This window comes from Spirosoma flavum (assembly GCF_042686045.1).
Classification (GTDB): domain Bacteria; phylum Bacteroidota; class Bacteroidia; order Cytophagales; family Spirosomataceae; genus Spirosoma; species Spirosoma flavum.
The window spans coordinates 13,216-39,456 of record NZ_JBHUOM010000044.1; the positions used below are offsets into that span (position 1 = coordinate 13,216).

Annotated in this window: 33 protein-coding genes; 24 read left to right on the forward strand and 9 right to left on the reverse strand. The window is 41.2% G+C overall.

Annotated features, from left to right (window positions below; genetic code table 11):
• Window positions 1–3: 3 nt before the first annotated feature.
• Together ACFS25_RS28745 and ACFS25_RS28750 are read left to right on the forward strand one after the other, a co-directional pair.
• On the forward strand, window positions 4–750 hold the full coding sequence (locus ACFS25_RS28745) for a porin family protein (RefSeq protein WP_381508198.1): 747 nt from the start codon (window positions 4–6) through the stop codon (window positions 748–750).
• 313 nt (window positions 751–1,063) lie between these two features.
• Entirely contained in the window at window positions 1,064–1,375 is a 312-nt protein-coding gene (locus ACFS25_RS28750) for a HigA family addiction module antitoxin (protein WP_381508200.1), read from the forward strand.
• 786 nt (window positions 1,376–2,161) lie between these two features.
• Here ACFS25_RS28750 and ACFS25_RS28755 read toward each other — a convergent pair.
• Entirely contained in the window at window positions 2,162–2,311 is a 150-nt protein-coding gene (locus ACFS25_RS28755; protein WP_381508202.1) for a hypothetical protein, read from the reverse strand.
• A gap of 47 nt (window positions 2,312–2,358) precedes the next feature.
• Between ACFS25_RS28755 and ACFS25_RS28760 the strand changes: the two genes are divergently transcribed.
• Window positions 2,359–2,781: a response regulator gene (locus tag ACFS25_RS28760; protein ID WP_381508204.1), complete on the forward strand. Its 423-nt coding sequence runs from the start codon at window positions 2,359–2,361 to the stop codon at window positions 2,779–2,781.
• 36 nt (window positions 2,782–2,817) lie between these two features.
• A complete protein-coding gene (locus ACFS25_RS28765) occupies window positions 2,818–4,119 on the forward strand; it encodes a sensor histidine kinase (RefSeq protein ID WP_381508205.1) in 1,302 nt (433 codons plus the stop codon).
• A gap of 208 nt (window positions 4,120–4,327) precedes the next feature.
• Here ACFS25_RS28765 and ACFS25_RS28770 read toward each other — a convergent pair whose 3' ends face one another.
• A complete protein-coding gene (locus ACFS25_RS28770) occupies window positions 4,328–4,891 on the reverse strand; it encodes a response regulator (RefSeq protein ID WP_381508207.1) in 564 nt (187 codons plus the stop codon).
• Between the two features lie 68 nt (window positions 4,892–4,959).
• Between ACFS25_RS28770 and ACFS25_RS28775 the strand changes: the two genes are divergently transcribed.
• From ACFS25_RS28775 to ACFS25_RS28805, 7 genes are all read left to right on the forward strand, one after another.
• Complete coding sequence (locus ACFS25_RS28775) at window positions 4,960–5,109, forward strand: hypothetical protein (RefSeq protein ID WP_381508209.1); 150 nt, start codon at window positions 4,960–4,962, stop codon at window positions 5,107–5,109.
• A 455-nt stretch (window positions 5,110–5,564) separates the two neighbouring features.
• On the forward strand, window positions 5,565–6,260 hold the full coding sequence (locus ACFS25_RS28780; RefSeq protein ID WP_381508210.1) for a BLUF domain-containing protein: 696 nt from the start codon (window positions 5,565–5,567) through the stop codon (window positions 6,258–6,260).
• A 278-nt stretch (window positions 6,261–6,538) separates the two neighbouring features.
• On the forward strand, window positions 6,539–6,781 hold the full coding sequence (locus ACFS25_RS28785; protein WP_381508212.1) for a transposase: 243 nt from the start codon (window positions 6,539–6,541) through the stop codon (window positions 6,779–6,781).
• A gap of 116 nt (window positions 6,782–6,897) precedes the next feature.
• Window positions 6,898–7,167, forward strand: coding sequence for an IS3 family transposase (locus tag ACFS25_RS28790; RefSeq protein WP_381508213.1), 270 nt, complete (start codon window positions 6,898–6,900; stop codon window positions 7,165–7,167).
• Window positions 7,168–7,210: 43 nt separating this feature from the next.
• On the forward strand, window positions 7,211–7,360 hold the full coding sequence (locus ACFS25_RS28795; protein ID WP_381508215.1) for a hypothetical protein: 150 nt from the start codon (window positions 7,211–7,213) through the stop codon (window positions 7,358–7,360).
• A 7-nt stretch (window positions 7,361–7,367) separates the two neighbouring features.
• Window positions 7,368–7,757: a transposase gene (locus tag ACFS25_RS28800; protein WP_381508217.1), complete on the forward strand. Its 390-nt coding sequence runs from the start codon at window positions 7,368–7,370 to the stop codon at window positions 7,755–7,757.
• A 42-nt stretch (window positions 7,758–7,799) separates the two neighbouring features.
• Window positions 7,800–8,102, forward strand: a complete 303-nt coding sequence (locus tag ACFS25_RS28805; RefSeq protein ID WP_381508259.1) for a response regulator — start codon at window positions 7,800–7,802, stop codon at window positions 8,100–8,102.
• A 159-nt stretch (window positions 8,103–8,261) separates the two neighbouring features.
• Here ACFS25_RS28805 and ACFS25_RS28810 read toward each other — a convergent pair whose 3' ends face one another.
• The 3 genes from ACFS25_RS28810 to ACFS25_RS28820 form a co-directional block, all read right to left on the reverse strand.
• Window positions 8,262–8,453, reverse strand: a complete 192-nt coding sequence (locus ACFS25_RS28810) for a hypothetical protein (protein ID WP_381508219.1) — start codon at window positions 8,451–8,453, stop codon at window positions 8,262–8,264.
• A gap of 540 nt (window positions 8,454–8,993) precedes the next feature.
• Entirely contained in the window at window positions 8,994–9,770 is a 777-nt protein-coding gene (locus ACFS25_RS28815; RefSeq protein WP_381508221.1) for a PAS domain-containing protein, read from the reverse strand.
• Between the two features lie 72 nt (window positions 9,771–9,842).
• Window positions 9,843–10,367 carry a hypothetical protein gene (locus ACFS25_RS28820; protein WP_381508223.1) on the reverse strand — a complete coding sequence of 175 codons (525 nt, stop codon included), beginning with the start codon at window positions 10,365–10,367 and terminating at the stop codon, window positions 9,843–9,845.
• Window positions 10,368–11,452: 1,085 nt separating this feature from the next.
• On the opposite strand from ACFS25_RS28820, the gene ACFS25_RS28825 reads away from it, so the two are divergent.
• From ACFS25_RS28825 to ACFS25_RS28835, 3 genes are all read left to right on the forward strand, one after another.
• Window positions 11,453–11,587, forward strand: a complete 135-nt coding sequence (locus tag ACFS25_RS28825; protein ID WP_381508225.1) for a response regulator — start codon at window positions 11,453–11,455, stop codon at window positions 11,585–11,587.
• Between the two features lie 197 nt (window positions 11,588–11,784).
• Window positions 11,785–12,900 (forward strand): Fic family protein, encoded by a 1,116-nt coding sequence (locus ACFS25_RS28830; protein WP_381508227.1) that lies wholly within the window; start codon window positions 11,785–11,787, stop codon window positions 12,898–12,900.
• Between the two features lie 321 nt (window positions 12,901–13,221).
• Entirely contained in the window at window positions 13,222–13,557 is a 336-nt protein-coding gene (locus ACFS25_RS28835) for a YnfA family protein (RefSeq protein ID WP_381508229.1), read from the forward strand.
• Window positions 13,558–13,566: 9 nt separating this feature from the next.
• On the opposite strand, the gene ACFS25_RS28840 is transcribed toward ACFS25_RS28835, so the two are convergent.
• Complete coding sequence (locus ACFS25_RS28840) at window positions 13,567–14,001, reverse strand: hypothetical protein (RefSeq protein WP_381508231.1); 435 nt, start codon at window positions 13,999–14,001, stop codon at window positions 13,567–13,569.
• A 692-nt stretch (window positions 14,002–14,693) separates the two neighbouring features.
• Window positions 14,694–14,927 (reverse strand): hypothetical protein, encoded by a 234-nt coding sequence (locus tag ACFS25_RS28845; protein ID WP_381508233.1) that lies wholly within the window; start codon window positions 14,925–14,927, stop codon window positions 14,694–14,696.
• Between the two features lie 100 nt (window positions 14,928–15,027).
• Here ACFS25_RS28845 and ACFS25_RS28850 point away from each other — a divergent pair, with 100 nt between their 5' ends.
• From ACFS25_RS28850 to ACFS25_RS28875, 6 genes are all read left to right on the forward strand, one after another.
• Window positions 15,028–16,527: a hypothetical protein gene (locus tag ACFS25_RS28850; protein WP_381508235.1), complete on the forward strand. Its 1,500-nt coding sequence runs from the start codon at window positions 15,028–15,030 to the stop codon at window positions 16,525–16,527.
• A 24-nt stretch (window positions 16,528–16,551) separates the two neighbouring features.
• Window positions 16,552–17,772 carry a hypothetical protein gene (locus ACFS25_RS28855; protein WP_381508237.1) on the forward strand — a complete coding sequence of 407 codons (1,221 nt, stop codon included), beginning with the start codon at window positions 16,552–16,554 and terminating at the stop codon, window positions 17,770–17,772.
• Window positions 17,773–17,936: 164 nt separating this feature from the next.
• Window positions 17,937–19,112 (forward strand): DUF3800 domain-containing protein, encoded by a 1,176-nt coding sequence (locus ACFS25_RS28860; RefSeq protein WP_381508239.1) that lies wholly within the window; start codon window positions 17,937–17,939, stop codon window positions 19,110–19,112.
• 57 nt (window positions 19,113–19,169) lie between these two features.
• Window positions 19,170–19,829, forward strand: a complete 660-nt coding sequence (locus ACFS25_RS28865) for a recombinase family protein (RefSeq protein WP_381508241.1) — start codon at window positions 19,170–19,172, stop codon at window positions 19,827–19,829.
• Between the two features lie 11 nt (window positions 19,830–19,840).
• Window positions 19,841–20,482: a hypothetical protein gene (locus ACFS25_RS28870; RefSeq protein WP_381508243.1), complete on the forward strand. Its 642-nt coding sequence runs from the start codon at window positions 19,841–19,843 to the stop codon at window positions 20,480–20,482.
• 55 nt (window positions 20,483–20,537) lie between these two features.
• Complete coding sequence (locus tag ACFS25_RS28875) at window positions 20,538–21,920, forward strand: Shedu immune nuclease family protein (protein WP_381508245.1); 1,383 nt, start codon at window positions 20,538–20,540, stop codon at window positions 21,918–21,920.
• A 9-nt stretch (window positions 21,921–21,929) separates the two neighbouring features.
• Here the strand turns inward: ACFS25_RS28875 and ACFS25_RS28880 are convergent, their stop codons facing one another.
• Together ACFS25_RS28880 and ACFS25_RS28885 are read right to left on the reverse strand one after the other, a co-directional pair.
• The gene (locus ACFS25_RS28880; RefSeq protein WP_381508247.1) at window positions 21,930–22,343 is read right to left on the reverse strand and encodes a PIN domain-containing protein; all 414 of its coding nucleotides are present in this window, start codon (window positions 22,341–22,343) and stop codon (window positions 21,930–21,932) included.
• Window positions 22,340–22,579: a hypothetical protein gene (locus ACFS25_RS28885; protein ID WP_381508249.1), complete on the reverse strand. Its 240-nt coding sequence runs from the start codon at window positions 22,577–22,579 to the stop codon at window positions 22,340–22,342. The genes ACFS25_RS28880 and ACFS25_RS28885 overlap by 4 nt, the downstream gene beginning before the upstream one ends.
• 306 nt (window positions 22,580–22,885) lie before the next feature.
• Here ACFS25_RS28885 and ACFS25_RS28890 point away from each other — a divergent pair, with 306 nt between their 5' ends.
• The 4 genes from ACFS25_RS28890 to ACFS25_RS28905 all read left to right on the forward strand — a co-directional run bounded on the left by ACFS25_RS28890 (window position 22,886) and on the right by ACFS25_RS28905 (window position 25,708).
• Entirely contained in the window at window positions 22,886–23,272 is a 387-nt protein-coding gene (locus ACFS25_RS28890) for a DUF2958 domain-containing protein (protein WP_381508251.1), read from the forward strand.
• A gap of 485 nt (window positions 23,273–23,757) precedes the next feature.
• Window positions 23,758–24,408: a ParA family partition ATPase gene (gene parA / locus ACFS25_RS28895; RefSeq protein WP_381508254.1), complete on the forward strand. Its 651-nt coding sequence runs from the start codon at window positions 23,758–23,760 to the stop codon at window positions 24,406–24,408.
• 1 nt (window position 24,409) lies between these two features.
• Window positions 24,410–24,673 carry a hypothetical protein gene (locus tag ACFS25_RS28900; protein ID WP_381508255.1) on the forward strand — a complete coding sequence of 88 codons (264 nt, stop codon included), beginning with the start codon at window positions 24,410–24,412 and terminating at the stop codon, window positions 24,671–24,673.
• Between the two features lie 120 nt (window positions 24,674–24,793).
• Window positions 24,794–25,708 (forward strand): replication protein RepA, encoded by a 915-nt coding sequence (locus ACFS25_RS28905; protein ID WP_381508257.1) that lies wholly within the window; start codon window positions 24,794–24,796, stop codon window positions 25,706–25,708.
• Window positions 25,709–26,241 lie beyond the last annotated feature (533 nt).

Here is a 26,241-nt window from a genome sequence, read left to right on the forward strand (position 1 = left end):
CTCATGAGATCAAACTTACTGTATGTAATGGTCTGCGTGTTTATAATCGCTGGTTCTTGCCGTTTAGCCCGAGCGCAACAATTTAGTCTATCAGCCGGAAGCAGGGTAACTTTATTTAATCAAAAAATTCCAATATACCCCGTAAACCTACACTCAACAGATGGTAAGTTAATTGGCACCTATTCAAGTCCAGATGCTATCAGACACAGAGTAGGATATGATGTAGGCTTTAGCCTCTTACAAAATATTCAGTTGCGAAGTATGCATTTTGTCATCCAACCGCAGATCAAATACGCTGTCAACGTATATGAGCAGTTAGGAATTGCCCAGTTTAAACATGGGTTTGGTTTATATTCTGCTCTACACAAGAGTCATACAGCGGAATTACATTTACTCTCCTACGAACCAATCCTTAATGCAAAAACGAAGATTTACTTAATTTTCGGTTTTTATGGCCGATACTTACTTTCACTTACTCAAGATGATAATAATATTCAACAAAATATGTCTCTCAGTGACCAGTATCCAGTACATAGATCTTCGTGGTCTATTCCTATGAATGAGAGGCTTAGCTATGGTTTGAAAGGTGGTATTGGGGTACGTTTCAAAATTATTGATATTCAATTAAGCGATCAATACAGCCCCTCAATTATCAATAGTTGGGGAACGGATAAAGGAGGACATTCTCTTTCTTTATCACTACAATATTGGCTCAACAAAAGAAAGTCTATAGTAAGTACTGTTCCATGAAGCTTTTTTTTCCCGTTGTTAAACTAACTCATGATAGAGCCGTAGCGAAGCCTGTTACTGTGTTAGGTTATTTGTGTTGTTTTACCGTTTCGTACAAAATCCGTCACTTGACTTTATATACACGGTTCAATGTCATATTGAAAGAGAATTACTTGAGAATTTATAAAAATGGAGTTATAAATCAGGAATGACCATAATAGTGTTGTTTTTGGTCAATCACCGTCACGCCTATTTATCGGATTATTTTCCGCTTTGAAGGCGGAGGCATTCACAACGTGGATTACGTCGATTATCATTGAAAAAGGAACCAACTATGAAGCGTAATTTAGCCCCCGTACATCCCGGCGAAATTTTGCGGGAAGAATACATTCAAGAGCGCGGCTTGACGATTACAGAGGTAGCAAAAGGCTTGGGTATTGCCCGCGCTAACCTATCGGCCATTGTAAACGAGCGTGCAGGCATCAGCCCGGAGCTAGCCGTAAAACTATCAGAGGCCTTCGGCAACAGCGCGCAGTTTTGGGTAAATCTGCAAAAGAATTACGAGCTGTGGCACGCCGAAAAGAAGGTTAACCGCGCTGTGATTCAACATTTCAGCCAGGCTGCAAAGATAATTCAACCCGCCTGATTGGGCATTTTACAAGCCCCTAAGACGAATTAGATTTTATGAGTTTGCTTCGTAATGGGGGAGTTTCATAAGTCGCTTTCAACGACGTTCTACAAACGTTGTAGTAGTACGTTTAGAAAATTGGTTTCAGTATTGGTCGGCATTGCCTAGTTAGGGGTAGTTTTAAAAAAGGTACAAAAATCGTCACGACTCAAAAATTCGTGTCTTGCATGGTGAAGATAACTCACGGTCCGCCTTTTGGGTCGTCAGAATGTTGAAAGCTACGTCTCATATACTCAAGCGCGTGTCTCAATCTGAGATCTTGATTTGTGAGATGGCTATTTGCGACATTATTTGACACAAGTGGCAGTAATGTAGTCTCATTAGCTATCGTCGCTTAAATGGGGCGTTTAAAGAGATACTACCAATGAATGGGCTTATAACTGATTTACCCTAAAAAATCACCTTGCCCGTTGCGCCTTGCAACCACGTGTTCCGCATGGCACTAGGGCCATTGAACCGAACTTGCACCCTAATGATCTCAGCCGGTCGGTTCTTGATTCGAGCCTGGTAAAACGCTCGCTGATTCAAAAAGAAGGTCACCAACCCTGACCGGCAACTTAGGTTGCAACTACCAAAGCGGGCCGCCGGGACGCGGCCATCCAGGCCGGACCAGATATCAAATAGCCCGCCTTGAATTAATCAAAAAGGGGCAAATAAACATTAAATTTGCCTTTTTGAACAACTAAAATCATACCTTTTCATTTGACAATAGGGCAAAGCAAAAGGAACGTTTACGCTTGTCTATCAACGTTTTATACTCCTATCGCTTCGGCGACGGTTGGCCGCTGCCATCCGATTGATATTTGGTCCGGCCTGGATGGCCGCGTCCCAGCGGGGAACCGCACGGTGGCCCGCTTTGGTAGTTGCAACCAATTGTTTACGTAATTTTACCATACTTCTTCTAACTTCTTAAATCAATGCGTTACAAGAAAAAGATTCTCGTGGTTGAAGACCGTGACGACCAATGGAAATTAATTCAAGCAGCCATTGAGAGCAGCATGCCTGACACCGAAGCGGTTTGGGTCAGCAACGCAAACCAGGCATTAGACTATCTGCGAGCTCAACCTAAGCAACAATTGCCCAATCTGATCTTGTTGGACTTGTATCTGCCTAGGAGAACCGATGGGTGGCAGTGCTTAGAAGCAATAAGACTCAGCAAGTTAGGTCGTCTCTCACCCATAGTCATCTTCAGCCAATCCGACTCACGCGAAGACATTAAAGGATCATACGACCTGGGGTGTTCGTCCTACCTGGTGAAATCACTTAACCCCCAGGTGTGGCTGGATTATTTTACTGTTTTGCACAACTACTGGTGGCAGATAGCTACCCTACCCCCTACCTCTTTTCCAGATTATCAATCATAAAGCTGTACTAAAGCAGTGACATTGTCCAGTTAACTTATGGCTAATAAAGATACAGAGTACAACAACCAAATCAAGAAACTAGCCGAGTATCTACTTTACGCCCGTCGGGAGTCTATCCTAAACCAATGGCGGCTTAAATGTGCTGACGATGTTGAAATGGATACCCGTAACAGCTTTTCGCGTGAGGAGTTTTATGATCAGATGCCCGTGCTTCTCAATGTTCTGGGGCAACGGCTCATGGGACAGGAACCCGAAACGAACCCTACCGAACGAGCGGGCCAGCATGGACTACACCGCTGGCAACGAGGGTACTCACTCAAAGAGCTGACCAACGAGTTAGCGAACTTCTACGAAATCCTTGCTCAGGAGATAACCCAATACATTGATCTCTATCCTGATACAAAACCTCAGGTGATTACCCAGGTTCACGGCCAACTACTCCGGTTAGCTAGAGAAGCTAATTTGGGTAGCGTTCTTTACTACGATCAACTCCGGCAAACCAGCGCAGCCGAGCAAGCGCAAACGCTTCAGCACACCCTGGATCAACTTAACGAAATGAGTCGGCAACGGGGTGAACATCTCCGTCAAACGTCCCATGACTTACGCTCCAGCTTCGGTATCCTCTTTGGTGCAGCTAATCTGCTGAAGATGCCGGATAAAGCCGCCGAGCGCGACCAGTATATCGACATGCTAAACCGTAATTTAGGTACGATTCAGCACATGTTACACCAAATGACCGATCATGCCCGTCTGGAAGCGGGTCTGGAGACGATCGAGACAAAGCCTTTTGATGCGGCTAAGCTACTGCGCGATATTGTGAATAGTGCACAGGAATTTGCCAACGCCCGTCAGTTGATCTTGAAGAGCGACGGTCCTGAGCACTTACCCGTTGTGGGTGATTCGGTCAAAGTGCAACGGATTGTGCAGAATTTATTGGTGAACGCCTTGAAGTACACCCCAACAGGTTCGGTTAGTGTCTCCTGGTCTGCCGAGAACGAAACGCGTTGGCTAGTGAGCGTGCAAGACACGGGGCCGGGCTTGAGCACCGGCCCCGTAGGTTTACTGGCTGCGCAACTTAAGCCCCTGTCTGAACCAACCGGTATTCAACAACCCGATGGTCCCAGTAGATACCCCAGTGGCGAAGTACCCAACACGCAGTTCAAACAGGAGAGTAACACCCAATCCTCGGACAGCGAGGGAATTGGCCTGTTTGTGGTTAAACGCCTGTGTGAGTTTTTAAAAGCCAGTATGGATATTGAAACCACGGTTGGCCATGGCACATTAATTCGTATTCGCTTTTTGAACAATCAAGCATCACCTGAATCGGTTTCAACCTAATTTCTACTAGTTCTAGGAACGGATTTGAAAAATAATTGAACAATCTTTCAGATACGCACAATTGTATAGTATACATAAGTACGTTTTTGATAAAGCGGTAACATTTTAGTATAGCTGGGGGGTTATCGTTGACTATTTGGATGGTCAAGATGGTTTTGAAAAAGAACCAGGCCTCATAAAACCGTTGAGAAAGTGATCTAGTAACCTGTCATTTCCAGTAGCTCTCTAGCATCTTGAGTTCATTTTGCCAGTTTTCGCCGTTGGCTGGTTTAATCAAATAGCCATCGGCTGAGTGCTCAAACACTTGGTCGATATCCTCTATAGCACTCGACGAACTGAGAACAATGGTCGGCACTGATTTGTAGAGCGGATGGAATTTGAGTTGCTGTAAAATGCTTAAACCTCGTTGGCGATCAGGAAGGTATAAATCTACCAAGATTATTCGTGGTAAATCCCTTTCCTGTTGTTGGCAAACGTCTAAATAAGGGATAACTTCATAAGCTTGGGTAAGCCAATCGATACGGGAGGTAGTAAAATGTTGCAATAAAGCGCCACGGGTTAAAAACCAGTGATCAGTATCATCTTCAATAACTAAAATTGTTGTTCTATAATCGCTGTTGGCGTTGGTAACTGATCTATGTGTAGGCTCTGCTATATGGCCTGTAGCCAGGAAATATGTTTCATAAACACGAGCTTTATACTCCGCTATTAATCGCCCAAATTGCTGAGTATTTTCATTAGTGTACTGGTTTAAGTAGTTCAGATGGTTCATGTTAAGGGAGTTTAGGTAGCACAAGGTAGGCCTTTTTCTTACTTTTAAACAATCGGAAGACATATCCAATGAGAACGAATTTCTTGCATATCAACCTCCCAGATCGGCCCCGTATCATCGAAGTAGGTAGCCCCTTGGTTGGCCTGCGTGGTCGGACCATCCATCTATCGGATGCGGGCTCGCTAGTTGAGTTTGGCCTAAGCGGAAAGCTCCCCTGAAGTGGGAGCTTTCCGCTTAGGCCAAAATAGCCGTCATTAGACGATGCTTTACTCGTAGTTGCTTGAGCCCAATTCTTGGAAAAGTTGATTAACATAAAATGCATGGCTGTTGCGAAAGTCTAGAATGGTCTAATAAGCCTGATCTGTCAGCCAATTTTTGGCTATGGATGGGCTGATAAATACCGATTATTGGAGCTATTCAAAGCGAGTATCGACTTTTGCAACAGCCACATAGCTTATACAACAATCCTGATAGAGTACAACGTCCGGCTACCTTTTACGAGATGGCCGGACGTTGTACTTTTTCAATTTAGGCTGTTAAATGGCTCATCATAGATAGCACAAAGGATACTCCAAAATGTGGTTGCCCCTCCGGCATCTTTTATACAGGTCTGTTCTATAGTATAAAAACACAGGGGTCCAATTGGGAGTTGATAGCCCAAACCGGTTGATACATGCTACTTTCGCTGACAGCTATTGACGAAGAAGGACAGACGCGGGACTTTTTTTGCCTGTTACGCAACATGGAGACCGGATTCGATTTACTCAGTGCTATATCCGCTAAGGGGCACATTTTAATACAGGCGCATGTCCTGGAAGATGACGTATTGACCGATCTACCTTTGGAAGTGTTTGACGGACAACCATTTTCTGACGATATTCAGCTTCTGGAAAAAGATTGGCAACAAATCTTAGATCAACCGGCCAGTTCGGGGACGAGCAATATGGAAGACGTAAAAACTGATTACTGTACAGTTTATTTTAGCACGTCGGTAGGATCATTGGTAGAAAATGACCTGTCGGTTATTCTCAAGCAAAGCCGCTTTAACAATGCAAAGTCGGGCATTACAGGCATTTTGCTGTACATCAATGGTAATATTATTCAGGTATTAGAGGGAGATGATAAGGCCGTAGAAACGCTCTACCACCGAATAGAAAAGGATCCCAGACATACGAATCTGGTACGGGTTCTAAACAAGCCGATTGATCAGCGTCTCTTTGCTGATTGGAGTATGGGCTATGAAACGATAACATCCCGTCAGCTAGAGAATATTAGAGAGATAGTCGATACAGATGCGAATCAGGCAGCGGGTAACCCCATTATTTTAAAGACATTGAAAGCATTCTACGAAACGAACCGTCTTAGGTAGAGGCCGTTAGCGTTTAATTAGCCACAAACTTGACGACAATCAAATCTTAACGATTATTGAAAGATGGTCATTTAGAGTATGCGGGGTAACGTAACGGTCAGCATCCAGTAATCACGTACGGTATCAAACAGCGTCTCCCAATCCTGTAAGGTTAGCGGCTTTTCCAAAATGAATGCGCCCCTAAGTCATAGGCCGATTTAACGGTGTCCGGGGAACCATCGGCACTTTGAGATGGTCCAGTTTTGCCGGACAGTCTAAGTGCTTAACTTAGGCGTGTCATGGGTAAAAAACAAACTCCGTCGGTATCCCGTCGAAAGTATGATGAGGATTTCAAAAAAGAAGCTGTCCGTCTAGCCACCTCTGGAAATTGGACCCTAGCTGATGTCGCCCGTTCACTGGGTATCTCCGAGAATCTGCTCTACCGTTGGAAAGGGAATGAAAAAGCAAGCAGCCCACATGGCAGTACCGTGTCTACAGAAGAACACGAGCGGCTTCGAGAGCAGCTTCGTCGTGTTGAATAGGAGCGCGAGATCTTAAAAAAAGCATTGGCCATTTTCAGCCGGATGACCTGACTGTGGTCTATAAGCTAGTTACTGAATTGAGTAGCCAACACCCCATTCAACTAATTTGTAACACATTGGATATCAGCAGAAGTGCTTACTATGCTTATCAGCAAGGACGGAGCTATCAAGTATCCGAAGAGAAAAGAATGCTCATTACGGCCATGCAGGATAGTTTTGCTGATCACCGTCGTCGATACGGCAGTCGTCGATTAACACCCGAGTTACAAGAGCAGGGCTATTCGGTCGGGCGACATCAGGTACGACGTCTCATGCACCAGGAAGGTTTAGTCGCCATTCAGCCGCGTAGTTTTGTGCGGCAGCGGCCGACCGTCTCGGACGACTGACAGCCGCCCTAATGGCCCCTTCAGTCCTAACTTATTGCTGGGCATGCCACTGCCAACAGCTCCAGCTCAGGTACTAGTCGGCGACATTACTTATCTGCCCTTAGCCAATGGCGGCTGGGCCTACTTAGCCGCCTGGATGGAGCGCACGGGCGCCCCCGTTATATTCCCGGCTGATCGCTGGATGGCAGCTTGAGCTACATATGGAAGAATCGTTGGTGCATGATGCGCTGAAAAAAGCACTTATGCGCCGAAAATTAACTAAGAATGCCATTGTGCATTCCGACCGGGGTGGTCAGTATATTGGCAAGTCATTCCGAATGACACTATTTGACAACGCAATACAGCAAAGCATGAGTCGGCCGGATGATCCCTATGACAATGCCTTTATGGAATCTTGTTGGTCGAGACTAAAGGCAGAACTGGTGGAGAACGGCGCGTTCCGCTCATTAGAAGATGCTCGAATTGAAGTCTTCGATTACATTGAATGCTATTACAATCGAAGACGGCGGCACTCATCACTGGGCTATGTCAGCCCTGAACAGTTTGAGAGACAGTATTACTTAACTTTTAATCAAAACTTGCATAGTTGACTGTCCGGCAAAACCGGACCACCCCATAGTACTTCGGAAGCTATAAGCTATGTGAATGAGTTAGACAGCCGAGGCCCAAAGCTTGTTTTACTGGATATTGATTTGGGTTCTAGTTTGACCGGCTTTGACTTTTTGACCTTCCTGCGGGCTCATGCCCGCTTCTTACCAATTATCATCCTGACTGCCCACGAATTGCCGACCACCATAAAGACGGCTTACTTTGTGGGTGCTTCTTCCTTTACAGTCAAACCGTACAGCTTTGAAGACTGGAAAACTTATTTTGCTGTTCTGCGACTCTACTGGTTTAGCACGGTCACGATTCCCCCATATATTTCAATAAGTTAGAGTTCTGGAAGTAATCGAAACGGATCCAGCGTATAGGCCCACTGTTTTTTGTGCACAATTGGGAGATGTGCCTAAGAAAACCTTGTGGCCATAGGACATGAAAGAATTCAGTTGGGTTGAAAAACATACTAATGATAACGTGGCTAAGAAGATTCAAAATCAGCCCTTAGTCCATATATCTGATTCTCTTACTACCCTATCGGCTTCTACTAGGTCAATATGAAGTAACTGCATCATGACTTTGATGGCATCCATTTCGGTAAACCCTTTTCGCTTTAGCTCAAGCATACCCTCTTCAAGGCTAAAACTATTCATGTACTCCCTTTTGAAGGTTCCTACTGCATCTACCATAACGATCAGTTATTTTAAAGTAGCTTGAGCCTGGATAGTTTTCTTAAGAGTCAACTACGCACTGTTTTTAAAAAAACCTACGGGATTGGAATATTTAGCTAAATACACATTGTAAAACTGATAACTTTTAGGTCTCCATCAATGGCTCGGTCTTGAATGATCAACCCTGAATCTTCATCGTATAGGCGATCTCCGACTATGGGTAGTAGACCGAATGTATCGTAGTATTGCCGAATACTAGTATAACACGTGTGAAGTCTATCATAACACGTGTCCACTACGATCGGATCTTCATACCAATTGTCCAAAGTGGATAATTTTTTAACCCAATGAAGTTGTCTTTCGGGTAATAAGACGTGAATAGTCCAGCCTTTAATTTTCCAATCTGGTTTCGAGATGGCCTCCATAATTGTATTCTTTTTAACTTTCAATGTTGGTTCTGGGCGTCCGTTAGTTTCCATATGTTTCTCTTCTAGAATAGATTAGAATTAATTAAAGCAGTTAACAGTAAAATGGCATGCAAGTGAGATTTTGATGGACTTAGACAACAAGTTTAGAAAATGTACCTATAGCCGACTTGATTGGTGCGTTAACGTAGCGCTCAATCGATGCAAAATGAGTCAGCGTTCCCTGACGGCTGTACAAAGGCTCAATCCGCATGTGACACAGATAAGGTGAACCCCCTTTGTAATAATTTAATACCTCTACTTCCACCCCTTGAGCCAGCGCTAATTGCTCCCGCACGTAGCCTAACAGAGCCCTATCGGTTGATGGACCCTGGAGCAGTTGTGGGCGCTTACCCACGACTTCACTTGGCCCATAACCAGTCAACTGCGTAAAACTCTGGCTCGTCCATAAAATAGACTCGTTGGCGTCAGTAATGATTACGGTATGCCCCTGACTTAAGGCCTGATGATATGACCCTCGCTGCTGAGTCGTCAGCGACCAACTAAAGAGCGCCTGGAGTTGATTAAACATGACTATATCCGTGGATTGCTCCTGCTGCTGCGCAATCCATTGGTCTAATTCAACCAACTCCTGCCGTTGACGACGTAAAATCGACGTGCGTTGAGTCTTATGCAGGAGAAGACTTTCCGTTTGCTGAGCTACGTAGCGAGTGATGGCTTTGGCCCATCCCAGCGGATTGATGAATAGACCAATTTGAGCCATTTCGTGTTGGTGACGTTTGTTTAACTGAACCCTGGCCTGCTCGTTGGAAGCCTGGCTATCTTTTCGTTCCTGAAGTTGGTTGGTTTGCAGGGCTAGTCGCAACACAGACCATCCTGCTTTAATTGACTGGAGTGACATCTTACTCATGGACTGAATCGGTAGTGGATAGAGGAAAGTTACCCAGGTGGGTAACAGGTTATTCGTGGTATGGCGTATCGCTCACCTCTCTAATAAGGCTCTATAAAGCATACGGTATCTGGCAACAAGCGTTTCACGCCTACTTATCGATTGACTTAGCTTTTCTATAATCTGCTCGTTTCTGGCTCGTAACCGTTGTATCCGATCCGTTATAAGGAGACAGTCCTCCTTAAACTGGTTAAACACTTCCCTGTTATACGCCATGTCTGCACGGATCACCGGGATGTGGCAGTCTATAACTAACTTGCTATTCTCCTGTTGCCATGATTGAATCAACTCATAGCCTGCTCGTCTATACTGGCTTAAGAGTTTCTCAAACTCTTTCCGGGGAGCTTCCTTATCATCAGATGGAAAATCAGGCGAGCTGTTCGATTCAAGGTGTAGATCCTGCCAGAGTTGCCAGTCTTGAGCCGATAGATAGTGTTGTAAGTAAGCCCTTAATAACTCATTGCCCAGGGGGGGTTGATAATCGCTCGTCTGGTGGCGATACGTTTTGATAGCGAGAACAATGCGCCTTACTGAATCAAGTTCATCGGTAGATGACATAGTGGCTACTGGTTGTGGAGGAACTCATCCATCAGCCTTGACAATAGGCAATTGAAAAGTGACTCATTATGAACTGATTAGCTTAAAGGTAGGGGAATTTTGTTTAATCTTTTTAAATACTATGATATGAGAATTTAGACGAGATCAAAAATTTCTGATACGTAAACTAAGGGTTACCTGGTTTGGGTAAGCGCATCGTACGAACAGCGCTTGTGATACATTTTTAGTGATTAACGCCTTTCCAAACCCAAAAAAATTTTGAGTCACGGGCTACTCCCCTAATACGATCTTGGCTCTACTATAAATACGTTGAACTATAATTAAGCAATTTCCCAATTGAGGTCACTTAAATGTATACTTACTTGGACTAGTGTTAACAAGGCAAAAGGTGCCTACTTTTTTGTACACCGTTGGTGTAATCCACGCTTAAGAAAAAACGTTGACTGCGGTGCAACCCGAGAGCAATGGGCATTTTGCGGCTTGCCGGATGATTACCGAGGTGGTTTTCAAAACGATTTGGGTGGTTTCCGAGTAATTTCTCCTTTCTCCTTTTTGCCTCCGCTTGGTACAGGCAGGTATAGGCCGCTGGTGCGGTGGCCCATGCCTAAACAAACTGTGGGGTTTGGGTCGGATCCGCGCCCGGGCAGTGAGACCCAATCACTAAAAACAGCCTCGCAGACCCCGATAACAGGGATAGGCCAGTGGGAAACCGAATGTCACTACTGGCATTTTTCATAGCCTATGACTATTTTTCTGTGGTCAGCTATCTTTATACATTACCTCAACGTTGTCGACTCGTTTTCTAAACGAACACCGAAGAAATCGGTTGGGTACTAAAGCCGGCTGCTTATCAGTTGTTGGTTGCCATGGCTTAAACGTCATTTCCGGGGCAGCTGTACGTTATGGATACGTTTTACCAAGAAGCTTACATCATAAATGAGGAAGGGCCTATCGTGATTATAGAAGACGACCCGGATGATCAATTAGTACTTTAGCTGACTTTTCAAAAGCTGGCGTATCCCAGTAAGGTGGTCTACTTTTCTGATGGGCAACAAGCCCTGGATTAGTTAAATGAGACTAACAATATGCCTTTCCTGATCCTCTCGGACATTAATATGCCTAAACTGGAAGGATTTGCTTTACAGGAAAATGTGCATAATGATGCCCGACTAAAGCTTAAAATCTGTTTTGTTCAACCGTTGTTGATCAACGAGCCATAATTGATGCCTATAGCTTTCTTCTGAAGTAGGCAGACACCGACTCAAGATTCTGAGTGTTCGGTACTACAGTCAGGGTACTTTTTGATCTATAGTTTACTGCAAAATGAAGACATAAAGAAAGTATGAGTTATAGAAAGTACTTTCTATAACTCATACTTTCTTGTAATATTGAGTTATAAAAGTACTTTCTATAACTCATGAAATGGATTTGGCAGCTACAGAACTGGCCACAGTTCACATTTGATCCAGCAAGGTTTGCCTATTGGGAACGAGAATTTCATCGAAACACAGGGTTGATCATCGGTTCGTTGGCAGCCGTTACTGCCGACGAGGTCAATGAGTTACGAGTCACTCTACTAAGTAACGAAGCGATGGACACCTCAAAAATTGAAGGAGAATTCTTAGACCGGGATTCTGTTCAGTCATCAATTCGTAGACAGTTAGGACTACAAACCGATGGGAGAAGGGCAGGGCCAAAAGAAACAGGCGTTGCTCAAATGATGGTAGACTTATTCAGAAGCTATCAGGAGCCATTAGCTGAAGAACGTCTTTTTTCGTGGCATAAAATGATCATGAATAACCGAATCGATCTGGAAGTGATTGGTGGCTACCGGACCCATGCCGACCCGATGCAAATCGTATCGGGACGATTGGACATGCCCAAAGTATTCTATGAAGCTCCTCCATCCAACCTTGTGGAGAAGGAGATGAAACAATACATCGCTTGGTTCAATCAAGCCGTTGACGCGCAGATGCCAACAGTTATTCATGCCGGTATGGCCCATTTGTACTTCGAATTGATCCATCCTTTCGAGGATGGAAATGGGCGCATCGGGCGTACCATTTCCGAAAAAGCACTGGCTATTGGGGCTAGACAATCGCTGATCACCTCCTTATCAAGTACAATCGAACGAGACAAAAAAGCGTACTATCAAGCTTTGGAGCGGGCCAATACCTCTTTGGACATCACCGAATGGCTCATCTATTTTTCTGAAAAGATTCTCGAAGCTCAAGTCTATACTCAGAAAATGATCGCCTTTATTGTCGATAAAGCCCGGTATTTTGAGAAGTACAGTGGCCCGTTGAATAATCGACAGATCAAAGTAGCGTTGCGTTTATTTGAGGAAGGGCTGTTGGGGTTCAAAGGGGGCTTGAGTGCTGAAAACTATATTCGAATCGCCAAAACCTCAAGAGCTACGACTACCCGAGACCTAGCCGAGATGGTTGATCTTGGCGCTCTAAGAAAGGAAGGAAAGTTGCGACACACTCGCTATTATCTTCCTGTCTGGGTAGTAGCTGAAGACGAATCGTAGATTGAACTGCTAGGGAGCATCCTTTCGGTGATAGCTGAATGCTACGGATTGAATTAGGTCGTACGTAAATTTCAGACAACCATTATAAGTGGAAACATTCTCACCAAATGCTCCTTTTTTTGAGATGGAGCGTGGTCTCTTACAATTGGCTATATGCTAACAGGGTTGGAATTGTACAGCTACAGAGATGTCGTGACGGTTTTTGTACCTTTTTTTAAACGTACCCAGTTAGGCAATATTCGACCCTAGAGATTCATAAACAGGGCAACTACTCTACGTCTATGTCTAACTTCAGCCTAAAGATTACCTAGTTTCCGAGTGATGTTGATAGCCGTTGTAAAATCTATTTTAGTGTTCATCTTGGCGGGCCTGTGCGAGATCGGGGGTGGATATTTGGTATGGCAGTGGATGAAGGAAGGAAAGCCGCTTTGGTATGGCATAGTGGGCGGCATCATTTTAGCAGGATATGGCGTTGTGGCCACTTTCCAACCGGCTGGATTTGGTCGCGTATATGCCACTTACGGCGGGTTCTTCATTATCATGGCCCTTTTATGGGCCTGGAAAGTGGATGGGTTCCGACCTGATAGATACGATATTATCGGGGCACTGATTGCCCTCGTTGGTGTGTGCATCATTTATTATACACCCCGGAGTTAAACAGGTAGCCTAGCGTACAGCGGGCTTATTAAGTTTGTCGAGTTCCATCACTAGATAGACCATTTCCTTCGTTTCGGTAGAATCGCCCATTTCTAGGGAGATGGGGCCTTCTTCGGGCTGGAAGGTTAGGTGAAACACAAGCCAGGGGCAGCATAGGCGCTCGAATTTGATAAATTCGGCCAGATCGCCAATAATGGCGTTATCCGATTTCTTGAACACCAGCTCGTAGCTGTTGGGATGCTCAACGGCCCGCGACACCTTTTTAAACAGTGTCTGGTGCAGTTCATTCATTCGCTTGATCTGGTCCTTGTCCGTGAGCTTACAGGCTAGGGAAATTTTCTTTTTCAATACGGCTTCGGTTTCCATCGTCTTTGCTGTTTTTGTCTGAGCCAGGCCCGACAGCACGAGCAGCCAGGCTAACCCTGTAAGCAGGAGTGATTTCATGTATTTTGGGGTAAATTTAAACGGTGGAGTATAGTCCACTGTCAGGCGTTTCACCGGTAAATAATTATGCTCATTGGCATTCTTGCTCAAGAATAAGGCTTTTCCCGACAACACAGCATAATACAACCATGTGAACCAACTTAATTATGATATACCCTCTTGTGTACAGGATCATGTCATAGTACCCTATATAAGCCAAGAAACCTCGCAACAATCTTTCAAGAGGTGGTGCGAGGTTTCTTAATTTAGCAAATTTCAATCACATTACAGATGTGATTCCTGTTAATCACCTGGTGTATGCTTATGAGGCTTTAAGCCGGGATGTTTCGGTTGGGTCTCTGGAGTAACCCGTCTTCTTTTATCAGGTGTACCATCTGGTTTGTTAGGTTTTGGTCCTGGTTTAAGAGGCATAATGATGAATAGTTTTTGGGTTTAAAATTATTTCTAAATCCTTGACTCTTGTCCCGCCTAGCGCCTAGTCGATTTTAACTGCCTTTATATAGAATGATATGAGATTAAATATCTATAAGACTAATCCAAACGGAATTAATGATTAACGACAATCAACAACAATGAAAAGCTTACATATATGCATCCGCAGTTTTTTGTAATAGCTGATTTATCCAGCTTTGGTGTCTAAAAAAGATAGCGGTATTAATATAAGTTACTACCGCTATCTTTTACATAAAATTTTACTTTTTTTTGTTTGGTGCTTGGCTAAGAACTGAACCCGCCAACGTTTTACTTACTTTGCTTGCATTTGGATTTTGTAAAACCTTGCTTGCGATTGTTGCTACCTTTGAAGTAGTCTGACCAGAATTGTTTGTAGAACCCCCTTTTTTGCTCATTTTCTTTATTTGTTTAAGTTTATTAAATATACAAAATAATGATGACCTTGCAAAGAAAATAATAAATTTTTTTTGCACCTTTTTTGTAAAATAAAATTGTTTATGTCGGAAGAAAACATTAAATTAAAGTAATATCCTGAATTAGGATTTACTGAAAATATTCACACACCTATAGTCTATGAAAGCCATTTTGCCTGAAGGTTTTAATTTAGATACGCACTGCCTTACATTCCCACCATTGGATTATAACTTTGATAATTTTAATCGTGACCATGCCCTTTTTATTTTAACTCAGATAACTTTGGTGCCGGTCAGAAATAAAGATATTGCTGACCAGATGCAAGATAGTTGGACTCCGCTTTATTCAGTTTTATTACGAAAGGTGGTTCATAGTTATAATGACTACTTAGTATATTTTGAAAAGACGGGTGTAGTTAATATTAACAAAAAGTATCGTCCCAAAATTTTTTTCCCAGACAATCCAACAAGCCGTGTCTATCGCTTTACAGAAACATATACAGGATGCGAAGTAGTACAAGTGAATTATTCAAAAAAATTCGGAAACGTATTACGCAAAAAGCGGAGGGAGGAATATCAGTCTTTGCAAAAAGAATATGGCCATCTAACAAAATGGTTATGGCCATCATGCAAATTAGAGATAGATGGGCCTAAGGCTAATGAATTTTTGCAGCTTAGGCGTCAGGCTCAAATAGACATACCATCGTTGCGGGATACCCGTCGCCACCCGATATACGGAACGGTTGAGGACAAGGACCCGGACGTACAATATAAGCACGCTCAAGCCAACGTAAATTGCTTATTGTCGAGAGATATAGGGTGTACTGTAGATAAGACTGTGGGGCGAATGCATACAGTGTTGACAAACATGAAAGGTGATTTGCGCCATTTAGTAACGTATGCAGGAGAACAGCTGGTGTCGATAGATATAACCAACAGCCAGCCGTATTTATCACTGATGTTGTTCAACCCACGTGTATACAGTTCGAAGCGACGGCCGCCGCTAGCCTCTAACGAGGGTGCAGGTAGGTGTAAAACTAACTTAATTGATATAATTAGTCCCAGTATAGGTAAAGAAATCAGGGAGAGTCCCCTTATGTTGTTAAATCTGGCGCAATTATCTGACAATGAAGACTTTAAGGATTACCAAGCTTTAGTTAGCGCAAAAGCAAGTTCTACTGGGCCTGATATATATACTTATATGGCTAAACAGAGCGAAGAACATTTTGGAATCAAGTTTGCTGATCGCAATGCAGTCAAAGTAGGTATGTTTGAAGTGCTATTTTCGCGCAACCTCTACGCAGGCCGTACCGGTGTAAAAAAGTTGTTTAAAGAATTATTCCCATCGGTTAGTCTCTTGTTTCAGCAATTGAAAGAAAATGACCACACACGGTTGCCGTGCTTACTACAGAGCATTGAGTCTTATATCATGCTCAAAGTGATAACGAAAGCGATAGCTAAGAAACATCCTAATATACCTTTGTTCACGATTCATGATAGTATAACTACAACAGCTAGGCATGTTGATACAGTGAAAGCTATAATGGAAGCAGAGTTAACTCGAATTATTGGATTACCGCCAAAGCTTAAAATTGAAGAATGGAATCCAGATAATTTAGATTGGGATAAATATCAACTTGCACTAATGGAAATTGAATAGCTTATATATAAATTTTATTTTTACATGGAAGATAAAAACTTAAAAGGAAATATTGGCGAAGATTTCGTAAATCAAATTGCATATAAATCACTTTTAAAATATTGGTGTTACCCTAATCCGATTGATGAAAAAGGAGACAAGAAAGAAATATGCGACCTTTTAGTGCTATTTAAAAATATTTGTATTATTATTTCTGTTAAAAATTACAATTTTGATGGAAATTACGAAAGATATAATCGTAAGACTGTTGAAAAAGCTGTTAAGCAAATTTTTGGAGCAGAACGTAAATTATTTAATCATTATAAAAATATATGTCTTAAACATCCTGATAGGGAAATAGAAATATTTGATAAAAATAAGTATAATAGTATTTTTAGAATAGTTGTCAATCTTGGTGAATGTGTTGAAAAATATAATCCTGCTATTATCTCAGAAAATGATAAGTTTGTAACTATATTCAATAAAGATACTTTTGAGTTATTATTAGATGAACTTGATACTATAAGTGATTTTACGAAATATCTTATACAAAGAGAAATATTTGTAAGAACTTATGATGAAATGCACTGGCTTAATAATGAAAAAGATATTTTCGCTTTATATCTAAAAAATGGGAAAACACTAATATCAGAAAATCCTGATATTAGTAAGTCAGGAATGATAATTGTAGATATAGATGGTGAATGGGATAGATTTTGTGAAGAGTATAAAACACATATCATTAAAAGAAAAACAGCGAATAGAGGAAGCTATCTTTTTGATAAAGTGCTTGAAAAACAACTCACTAAGGTCACTAATGGAAATTTACTAGCTCAAGAATTTTTGTCTTTAGATAGATTTGAACGGCGCATGTTTAGTGATCAATTTTCCAAATTTTTGTCTTTATACGATAAAGAAAAGATAGACACTGAAGCGTTTAGATATTTTGAATTCGATGATTATGGAGTAGTTTTCTTTTACTACTCACCTGATTATGTAAATTCATATTTTCCTGGTCATGGGTTACAAACAGCAATGATAGGGCATGCGTTGAATACTAATTATTCGAGAAGAAGAATGTTAGGCGTTGGGGTAACTTCTGAAATGGAACAAATAATATTCAAATTTATTGACTTTACTACACCCATCGAGAATGCAGTTTTAGAGCAGGCGCAACAAACTATGAAGGAACTTGGGTGGTTTACTAACCTTCAATTTAGACATCATAGTGAGAGTGAATTCCCAATGTATGAACGAAAATTCTAGCTTTATCCTATGAACGCCTTTTCAAGCATTGTTTGGCTTATCTTGTTACTATATAAACGTTGGTATAGTTACTAATAGAGGCTGAGCGAACGGGTATGATTGGAAAGGGAATAAAAGGTATTAGCGACAATCAGTAACTTGCTGGCTAGATTACTGGAAGCCCGATGAATGACCATATTGCCTTTTTGGATGAATGGGGAAACAATGACCTTGACTTTACAAAGCAGGGGGTTTCCACCCACTTTATTGTCACCGCCATCACCTTACGCAAAGAACAGCTTGGTGAGGCTGAAGCTCAACTAGAAGCCGTTAGTAAACGCTTCTTTCAAACCGGGCCGATCAAATCGGCCAAAATAGGCAGTGATGACAAGCACCGGATCATGATCCTAAAACAACTGCTAACCGTTCCCTTTCAACTATTTGCTCTTGTTGTTGATAAACGAGAACTGCGCGGGGAGGGCTTTTATTACAAAGGTTCCTTCTACAAGTTTCTGCATGGTCTGGCCGACCGAGAACTGTACCGGAGCTTCCCCAATCTGGAATTAGTGGCGGATCGACATGGTGACGAAAGTTTTATGCAGGGATTTACTCAGTACATTTATAATCGACACGTACCCACTCTGTTTAACCAAGCTAATTTTCGCTTTGTGAACAGCCAAGTAAGTCTTCTCCTCCAGGCGGCTGATTTCGTAGCGGGCACCCTAGCTAGGTGTTATGATGAAACGGTTCTATCATCCGAGCGAGCCAGCTTCGTTCAATTGTTGAAACCTAAATTACTTACCCTAAAATACTGGCCAGACGTATTCGCTCCCGTAGTGGCTCAGAGTGTTCCAGATCAAGCCAATTACAATCCTGGTTTAGCGGAACTATGCGTGGGCTTAGGCCAAGACTTTTTGCATCGTAAGCTGGCCAGCCGTTCCCCTCAGGAAATCGATCAGGTTACCTGCTTAAACTATTTACTATTTCATTTCCGTCATGTTGATCCCACGCGTTACATCTCAAGCCGGGAATTAATGGCTCACATTGACGAACGACGAAATAGTCTACCCACCCTGCACTACTTTCAAACGCGGGTGATTGCCCCGCTACGGGATGCGGGTGTCATTATTGCCAGCAGCACCAAAGGCTATAAAATTCCATCCTGTGAGCAGGACTTGTATGATTTTGTTAATCACAGTAATACTATCATTCAGCCTTTACTATCTCGGATCAGCAAATGCCGGGATCGAATCCGTTTAGCCACAGGTGGAGCGATTGACCTCTTAGAGCGGGAGGAGTATGCCAATCTAAAACAATTGTTAACCGATCCCGTGATGACTGGATCTAGTCGAAATGGGTAGGGGTTACAAACCAGGAACGACCGTTGCAGGTTTGTCACCCCTATGGTATATTGCCTTATGAACTACGTTTCGTACATCAGGGTAAGTACAAAGGGGCAAGAGCGCAGCGGTTTATCATTCGACGCGCAGAAAGCAATCATTGAGCATTACGCCCAAATCGACAAAGCCGAGATAACCGCAGAGTTCATAGAAACCGAAAGCGGCAAGGACGTAGAAAACCGGCCAATCCTGAAAGAAGCCATCCAGTACGCTCAGGTTCATAAGTGTATCCTGGTGGTGGCCAAGCTCGACCGCTTAAGCCGTGATGTGGAACACATCTTCAGAATCCAGAAGCAGCTTGGTTCTCTTTTCAAAAGCTGTGATCTTCCAACCACTGATGCTTTAACCCTTTCCATATATGCCGGTATAGCCCAAAGGGAACGGGAGCTTATCAGTATCCGCACCTGCCAGGCACTACAGGCCAAGAAGAAGCAAGGCGCAGAGCTTGGCAAGTTGTCTAATCTTACCCATGCAGGCCGCAACGCAGGCGGGGCTGCCCGACGTGAAAAAGCTAAAGAAAATCAAAATAATCAGAGGGCTGCTGCTTTTATAATTCAATGTAGGAAAAGCAATATGAGCCTTTCTCAAATAGCAGAGCAGCTAAACAACAGTGGTTTTCGTACATCCACTGGAAAGATGTTTCAGAAGAAAACTGTATCTAGAATATTGCTTGCTTAAACACCCTGAATATGAGCCTATCAATTGAACAAAAGCGTTTAGCAGTTATTAACCAATTCTTCGATCAATATTTAGAGCCGTTTTTTCTAAGAGAATTGGCCAGAGTTCCTATTGATTGTCACTTGGCAAAAAGCATGTTGATTTTTTCAGCTCTAGATTTTTACGGTAAAATTCACCGCGTTGGGGAAAACGGGTTTCCGCAAAAAACAAATGGAGAAAGAAATTACAGCATTTTTAATGATAGTGAAAAAAACTATGTATCATTTATTGAAGCTTTTTTTCCTTCTGAGCATAGCTGTAAAGGCATTTTGTTTTATAGAATATTCCGATGTGGTATAATGCATCAGATAGTTCCAAAAGGTGCAGGAGTGACCTATCTTCCTGAAAAAAACGAGATGTTTTTTAATCAGAGGTTTCCAAATGGCCAAGATGTACCTATTTTAAATTTATTTCCTTTGGAAGAAATAGTAAAACAGTCAATATATGATTTTAAAAATTATTTAATGCATGATGGGCATGATTCACAAGTAGAGCAAATTTATAGTGATTTGATAGCTTATCCTGATAGCTTTGGTGACTTTATGAAACTGGGCGATGCGATTAACGAAACGCCAGGTATCACAACTATTTTCGATGATTGCAGAACAACTTAATTAACGTAATGTAGCAGTTTTATACTCATCCGTTATAATTCACTCTAACAAACGAATGGCAATTTGGAGAGTAAACTTAAAAGGCTTAAAAGCCGTATTTATTGAAAATTCTGCTTTCCCGTATTTGGAAATAGAAGATATTTCAGTCGAGTTTGAAGAAAAGCACGTAATAAAATTAGAGCAAAGATCGAAGGAAACGTTATTTGAAAAGCATGAGGAGTTCTGTGATTATATAATAAAGTCAATAGAACGGATTGATAAAAAAACTAAGTCGGATTACGGTATATATATAGATTATGGAACTGGTCAGCGTAAAGATGAGATGTTCTATAATCTCAATGACGTTCAAAAAGACTTATTATCGAATATTAAACGTAAAATTTATTCAAGGTTTGTCAATGAATCGAACCAAGGTAAATCTATCTACACTGGCATACATTTTGATCGACTCTTTAAAGACACGGCTTTCCTCCATGATTATCATGGAAAAATACTTAGTCATAGTGATATTAATGAAGTATTGCGGGACATAAAAAGGTTTTATTCTAAAGTCAGTGACACTGAAATAACTGTAATTAGCGCAGATAAAGAGAAAATAACTCTTGAAGAAGCTTTAGCCATTAACAGATTTACGCGTGAGAAAAATAAGGAAAATACAGAAGAGAATTCCTTTTCAGATACTTTTTGGTTTGAGGCAGATGAATTAAATAAATTACTGAAAGAAAGCCCTAATTTAAGCGTAGACCTATTAAGAACTTTATTAGAGTGGATTTCTAAAAATGAGAATAATAAGCAGATAGTCAATAAGTTAGAATCTATTAATATTAATGATATAAATAAATTGAACCTAATCATAGGTATATCTTCGCTAAGAAATATTTTAGAAATTTGGGAATGCACTAGCGAAGAGGACAAGGAGGAATATTGGCAAAATATTCTTCAGGACAATTCTATAATATTATCGCAGTTATTTTCTTATCCCGTTGTCCTGACAAAAGGTAAAGCATATGTTGGCGGTAAGGGTATTTTCAACACTAATGGAAATATTGTAGATTTTTTACTTTCCAATAAGCTTACAAGAAACTCTGTATTAGTTGAAATTAAAACCCCGCTTACAAAACTAATCAGCACTAAATATAGAGAAGGTATATTTAACATTTCTCAAGAATTGACCGGTGCTATTATACAAGCATCAATGTATAAAGATTCGCTACTGAAAGAATTCAAAATTCTAAACTATAACACTAACGTTGATTTTGAAGTATTCAATCCAGCTTGCTTAGTAATAGCGGGTAATTTTCAAAAGGAAAATATGAATAACGAACAAAGACATTCTTTTGAAATATTTCGTAGCGGGTTGAAAGATGTTCAAGTAATTACTTATGATGAATTATTTGAAAAAGTTCGTATATTGTTAAACCTACTTGAAGGGAATTGAAATTACTATTTAATTATCGATCCAATTTTCAAGGACAATACCATCCATATTGACAAAATCTTTGGTATTCCTGGTGACTAATGTTAATCCTTTTACAATAGCTGTACTACCTATAAAAATATCTAAATCACCACCCCTACGGCCTATTCTTATCAATTGCGCTTTGTGCTTAGCGTATTCTTTCAGGCATTCACTGATTGGTATTACCCTCCCTAAGAAAGAAGCTTCAAGGGTTTGTACTCGTTGAAGGTTTCGTAATCTTCTATCATGGGCGCTATTTTCTACGCCAAATAAAAGTTCAGCAATAGTAATCTCTGATATATAGCAAGATTTTAAACCTAATGTTAGAATTTTATTTTCTAAATCGTGTTGGCCTTTAATCAAGTAGATACAAATATTGGTATCTAGTAAGTACTCACTCATAACTCTATATCACGTGTGCTGCTAGAACGTGCGGAGTAAATTTGTTCAACTAACTCGTCTCCAGTTTCATCCCCTTCCCAGCTTCCAAACAAAGTTTTGAATAGCTTTTCCTGCTCGTCTTCGGGTTGAATATCTTCAATTACAATTTTGACATCTTTTTTGCCAAACATAGTCTTGACCGTTTCTAAAAACTTAGAATTAAGGTTCTCAGTGTTTATGTGATATGTTGTCTGCATGGTTTTTTCCCGTCGTTAATGCCAATATAACGTTTTTTCCATTGTAACCGGTTCTATCCTGCTTGTAAAGCCTGCCACAGCCTTGATTGCGAGTTATTTGCTGAAGAACCGTTTCGATACACCTTAGCCGTTCGCTGGTTTGCCACGTGGTCTTACCAACCATTCTAAAATACACCTACTAAAATTTTCGCCTTGCCCTGACCGGGTTAAATAGATAATTCCCCGCCTTACCAAATTTCTGTAGGTGTATTTTAGAATGGCCGGTTTGTTCAGCCCCGTAAACCGCAACCTCAAAGGAGAATCCTAATGAAACTATTTACCAAAGAACAACTAACAAAACTTCTACACAATGGCAGCCCCGAGCAAAGAGGCAAAGATCATAAACCGGTAGTGAAGCTATTTACACCTGATGCCGGTTGCACCTGGTTGCTTACTGAAGTAGACTCTGAAGAAACAGATCTAGCTTTTGGCTTATGTGATCTAGGATTGGGTTTCCCGGAACTTGGCTATTTATCCGTTGCCGAGTTAATCTCAGTACGTGGGCGTTTCGGTTTGCCGGTCGAGCGTGATAGACACTTTGAAGGCAAGTATCCAATCAGCGTTTATGCTGATGCAGCTCACCGGAAAGAGCGTATCATTACGGAAAACAATACCTTACTTCAACTTATAGCTACAGTTATACAGCAGGCATAATAACCTTCTTCAAAAGCCCTGTTCCGGCAGGGCTTTACGATTTAATATCTTATCAAATATAACACTCTCAGTATTGACACATGAAGCTCACATGGTCATTTTGTGCTTATATGTGCTTTCATTGTTCCATATCCGAAGTTGATTTTTACGACACCCAGCTTTCACCTAATGAGCTAGAAGAAGCTATTCGAGCCTATGAGGATAAAATGGATAGATGAAGTTTACGCACATCAACGAATCATCGACCGGCAATACTCAGAACATCACACATGCAGCCTGGTCAAATGCCTACCTAAGCATTTACGAGAAAGATATTATGCTAAGTACTACAAAGGCAATAAGCTATTAAGAGCTGATAATCAGAATATAAGCTTTTCTTCCTGAGAATATGAAATCATAATATCAGGAAAATATGAAAATATAATATCAGACTTGCAGGAAAATATGATTTCAGTTATATTGCCCTCAAATTATTAGGGGAGTACATGATAATATCCGTAACAAGCCTTAAAGGTGGAGTAGGCAAATCAACTATAGCCCAGAATTTGGCTGTGTGCTTCGCTCATTCTAAATACAGCGTTTGCATTGTAGATGTTGATACAAATCAAAGTGCCTTGCGCTGGTCAGGGTTAAGGGATGAGGATTTACCCGCAGTACCAGTTTATGGCCTTACTGATGGTATGGAGCTATCCAAAAACATAAAGCATCTAAATCAAAGCCACGAGATAGTTATAATTGATGGTACGCCTTCACTGTCCCAAGTTACCAGTAAAATCATCCTTCTAGCAGATCTGCTTATTATCCCGATCCTGCCAAGTGGCCTTGATATTTGGGCAACTGAGAAATTTATTGAACGCTACAGGGATGCAGAGCAGCAGAAAGAAGAAACTATACCAGCTTATTTTCTAATTAATCAGGATCAGACCACTAACCTTTCACGAGAAGTAAAAGAGGTGTTGGAAACAACTGGTATCTCTGTATTTAATAGTTCTCTCAGAAACCGGATAGCCTACCGTGAAGCCGTGATTAAAGGGGTAGGTGTATTCGAGTACAAAGACGAGAAAGCAAAAGCCGAAATGGTAGAGCTTTTCAAAGACGTAAAAAACGCCATTAAGGAGATAAACAAGGGCAAATAACATGATAAAGAAAGATACAGGGCTGAAATCAACTCTTTCCTCACTTGGTCCAAAAGTACCGGTAAAGAGAACCGAAATTGATGTAGAAAAAACGGATGCTGCTACTAAAAACATTCATTCGGTAAAAAAAGCTGGGAAGACTTACCGGCAGACGGTGGACTTATCGGAAGAGACCTTCAAAAAGTTTAAGATTAAACTTATCAGCGAAGGGAAAACAATGCAGCAAGCATTAAGCGAATTAGTAGAAGGCTATGTAACTCAGTAAATTATGATTTCATATTTTCAGGAAATCATAATTTCAGTTAAATATGATATTTATTGTATTGATAATCAAGCGACTATTAGCTATTTTATTTTCAGTAGTAATCCCTAATCTTTTCGCCTCATGGCTAAGAAAGAGCATTTTATAAATAAGCAGAACGATAGCATGATCTCTATCTATCAAGATAAAGCCACTATTGAAGCTGCTTTTTTTCAGCACTCTGTATTATGCCAAACCTTCCTGCCTTATCGTAATCCGGGTGATGAAGTTACTATGTGGCAACAGAAGCAAGGTAAAGCTCAACTTGCTGTGAGCTGTACACCAGTGCTAAACCCGGCTACTGATAAATATGAGTTAGCAGGTATTCCATATGGCACAAAAGCCCGTCTGATACTTGCACACATTAACACACAAGCAATAAAGACTCAAAGCAAAACGATAGATGTTGAAGATAGCATGACTGCCTTTATCAAAAGTATCGGCCTTGCTACTGATGGCCGTACAATAAGGGAAGTTAAAGAGCAATTGCGCCGTTTAAGTGCATCAACTCTTAGTGTGGGTTTCATTGATGGAGCCAGAGCCGTACAGGTAGATTTTAAGATCGTTAAAGCCTTTGATCTATGGTTCCCCAAAGACGACAGCCAGCGCGTTTTATGGCCTTCAACTGTTGTGTTATCTGATGATTACTTCAATAGCTTAATGCTTCATGCCATTCCATTAGATGAACGTGCATTAGCTGCACTCTCTAATAATGCTATGGCAATGGATATTTATTCATGGCTCGCACAGCGTTTACACCGTATTACGCCAGGTAAGCCCCAATTCATTACGTGGCAAGCTCTGAAAGATCAATTCGGGCAAGGATATGAAAGAATGGATCATTTCAAAGAAGTCTTTAGAAAGACTATTCATATGGCTTTAAAACAATATCCCAATGCTCTTACACGAGTTGAAGAAGTACCCAATAAAGGTTATAATCTATCTCATACTCAACCACCTATACTAGCTAGAAATACAATTCAGATAGAAACACAATAACTTAAAAAATCACGTGAACTTTACGGGAGTTTCAAGGATAACTTACTGATATTTAGCAATATACGTTTTTAAAGCACGTGAACTTTGTGGGGGTTTTAGGGCTAACTAATTAGTAATCAACTAGTTAGTTCGACTTAAGTTATTGTATTTTATAGGTTTGCACTTAGACAGTATTATCAAAAAATCACGTGAACTTTGTGGGACTTTAAGGTTAATGCTTTGATTATCAGAAAGTTAAGAACTTATCCACGTGAACTTTATGGGAATGGGTTCTTTTAAAAGTTATTCACGTGAACTTTGTGGGAGTGCTACAATTTATCCACATGAACTTTATGGGAGTTTGCCCTAAAAAGTTCGTGAACTTTACGGGACAAACCTATATTAAAACCTATAATAAAATAAAACCTATAGTTGGAAGCGGCTAAATGTTGATAAGTTTTACTAAAAACTCAAAAAAAAATTTTCCTAATTGCTGTTGAAAAGAAAAAAGATTTGCTAAAATATAGTCTATAGGTTAAATAGTTTTATGAATT

Bases quoted from the DNA above. Each gene is read 5' to 3' on its own strand.
- ACFS25_RS28830 (WP_381508227.1), top strand. From the start codon at position 11,785: ATGAAATGGATTTGGCAGCTACAGAACTGGCCACAGTTCACATTTGAT.
- ACFS25_RS28755 (WP_381508202.1), bottom strand. From the start codon at position 2,311: ATGGTAAAATTACGTAAACAATTGGTTGCAACTACCAAAGCGGGCCAC.
- ACFS25_RS28775 (WP_381508209.1), top strand. From the start codon at position 4,960: ATGAGAACGAATTTCTTGCATATCAACCTCCCAGATCGGCCCCGTATC.
- ACFS25_RS28880 (WP_381508247.1), bottom strand. From the start codon at position 22,343: ATGAGTGAGTACTTACTAGATACCAATATTTGTATCTACTTGATTAAA.
- ACFS25_RS28785 (WP_381508212.1), top strand. From the start codon at position 6,539: ATGGGTAAAAAACAAACTCCGTCGGTATCCCGTCGAAAGTATGATGAG.
- ACFS25_RS28825 (WP_381508225.1), top strand. From the start codon at position 11,453: ATGCCTTTCCTGATCCTCTCGGACATTAATATGCCTAAACTGGAAGGA.
- ACFS25_RS28840 (WP_381508231.1), bottom strand. From the start codon at position 14,001: ATGAAATCACTCCTGCTTACAGGGTTAGCCTGGCTGCTCGTGCTGTCG.
- ACFS25_RS28750 (WP_381508200.1), top strand. From the start codon at position 1,064: ATGAAGCGTAATTTAGCCCCCGTACATCCCGGCGAAATTTTGCGGGAA.
- ACFS25_RS28885 (WP_381508249.1), bottom strand. From the start codon at position 22,579: ATGCAGACAACATATCACATAAACACTGAGAACCTTAATTCTAAGTTT.
- ACFS25_RS28865 (WP_381508241.1), top strand. From the start codon at position 19,170: ATGAACTACGTTTCGTACATCAGGGTAAGTACAAAGGGGCAAGAGCGC.
- parA (WP_381508254.1), top strand. From the start codon at position 23,758: ATGATAATATCCGTAACAAGCCTTAAAGGTGGAGTAGGCAAATCAACT.
- ACFS25_RS28765 (WP_381508205.1), top strand. From the start codon at position 2,818: ATGGCTAATAAAGATACAGAGTACAACAACCAAATCAAGAAACTAGCC.
- ACFS25_RS28795 (WP_381508215.1), top strand. From the start codon at position 7,211: ATGCCACTGCCAACAGCTCCAGCTCAGGTACTAGTCGGCGACATTACT.
- ACFS25_RS28810 (WP_381508219.1), bottom strand. From the start codon at position 8,453: ATGGTAGATGCAGTAGGAACCTTCAAAAGGGAGTACATGAATAGTTTT.
- ACFS25_RS28855 (WP_381508237.1), top strand. From the start codon at position 16,552: ATGGAAGATAAAAACTTAAAAGGAAATATTGGCGAAGATTTCGTAAAT.
- ACFS25_RS28890 (WP_381508251.1), top strand. From the start codon at position 22,886: ATGAAACTATTTACCAAAGAACAACTAACAAAACTTCTACACAATGGC.
- ACFS25_RS28875 (WP_381508245.1), top strand. From the start codon at position 20,538: ATGGCAATTTGGAGAGTAAACTTAAAAGGCTTAAAAGCCGTATTTATT.
- ACFS25_RS28835 (WP_381508229.1), top strand. From the start codon at position 13,222: ATGTTGATAGCCGTTGTAAAATCTATTTTAGTGTTCATCTTGGCGGGC.
- ACFS25_RS28800 (WP_381508217.1), top strand. From the start codon at position 7,368: ATGGAAGAATCGTTGGTGCATGATGCGCTGAAAAAAGCACTTATGCGC.
- ACFS25_RS28745 (WP_381508198.1), top strand. From the start codon at position 4: ATGAGATCAAACTTACTGTATGTAATGGTCTGCGTGTTTATAATCGCT.
- ACFS25_RS28900 (WP_381508255.1), top strand. From the start codon at position 24,410: ATGATAAAGAAAGATACAGGGCTGAAATCAACTCTTTCCTCACTTGGT.
- ACFS25_RS28860 (WP_381508239.1), top strand. From the start codon at position 17,937: ATGAATGACCATATTGCCTTTTTGGATGAATGGGGAAACAATGACCTT.
- ACFS25_RS28820 (WP_381508223.1), bottom strand. From the start codon at position 10,367: ATGTCATCTACCGATGAACTTGATTCAGTAAGGCGCATTGTTCTCGCT.
- ACFS25_RS28815 (WP_381508221.1), bottom strand. From the start codon at position 9,770: ATGAGTAAGATGTCACTCCAGTCAATTAAAGCAGGATGGTCTGTGTTG.
- ACFS25_RS28905 (WP_381508257.1), top strand. From the start codon at position 24,794: ATGGCTAAGAAAGAGCATTTTATAAATAAGCAGAACGATAGCATGATC.
- ACFS25_RS28770 (WP_381508207.1), bottom strand. From the start codon at position 4,891: ATGAACCATCTGAACTACTTAAACCAGTACACTAATGAAAATACTCAG.
- ACFS25_RS28850 (WP_381508235.1), top strand. From the start codon at position 15,028: ATGAAAGCCATTTTGCCTGAAGGTTTTAATTTAGATACGCACTGCCTT.
- ACFS25_RS28870 (WP_381508243.1), top strand. From the start codon at position 19,841: ATGAGCCTATCAATTGAACAAAAGCGTTTAGCAGTTATTAACCAATTC.
- ACFS25_RS28780 (WP_381508210.1), top strand. From the start codon at position 5,565: ATGCTACTTTCGCTGACAGCTATTGACGAAGAAGGACAGACGCGGGAC.